The 658-nt window shown below is 43.0% G+C and carries 2 tRNA genes and 1 rRNA gene; all 3 read left to right on the plus strand.

Features of this window, described 5'->3' with window-relative positions:
• The first annotated feature begins 116 nt into the window (after nucleotides 1–116).
• A 5S ribosomal RNA gene (gene rrf / locus LI164_RS15610) occupies nucleotides 117–234 on the plus strand.
• A gap of 88 nt (nucleotides 235–322) precedes the next feature.
• Nucleotides 323–396, plus strand: a tRNA-Ile gene (locus LI164_RS15615).
• 85 nt (nucleotides 397–481) lie between these two features.
• A tRNA-Ala gene (locus LI164_RS15620) sits at nucleotides 482–554 on the plus strand.
• The last annotated feature ends 104 nt before the right edge of the window (nucleotides 555–658 follow it).

Here is a 658-nt window from a genome sequence, read left to right on the forward strand (position 1 = left end):
CGTAACAAGGTAGCCGTATCGGAAGGTGCGGCTGGATCACCTCCTTTCTAAGGAAAAAAGTAAGGGTTGTTGTCTGTTATTTAGTTATTAAGGCTGTAAAAAGCTTAATAAGTATTTCTGGTGGCGATGCGCTTAGGGGACACACCCGTTCCCATCCCGAACACGATGGTTAAGACCTAAGCGGCCGATGGTACTTTACTGGAGACGGTACGGGAGAGTAGGTGGCTGCCAGACTATAAAAATAATGAGTTCATTGAAAATGAACGAATATATTTTTAAGTCGTTCGCTGACAACAGGAAGCGAACAACCAAATTTTAAGATGGGCTTATAGCTCAGCTGGTTAGAGCGCACGCCTGATAAGCGTGAGGTCGGTGGTTCGAGTCCACTTAAGCCCAGACCTTTAAAAACTTGAGTTTGAGGAGGTAAGGCCCACTAAGCCCAGACCTTTGAAAAAGCTCATAGGTTGAGGAAATTAAATATGGGGGATTAGCTCAGTTGGGAGAGCGCCTGCCTTGCAAGCAGGAGGTCACGAGTTCGAATCTCGTATTCTCCACTTGATGATTGGAAAAATCATCAGTCATGTACCTTGAAAATTGCATATAAGAAATATAGATAAGATATTAAATATCTAATCAAGACATCCGAGGTAATTGTTAT

This window comes from Dorea sp. 210702-DFI.3.125 (genome assembly GCF_020560945.1).
Lineage (GTDB): Bacteria > Bacillota > Clostridia > Lachnospirales > Lachnospiraceae > Dorea > Dorea formicigenerans.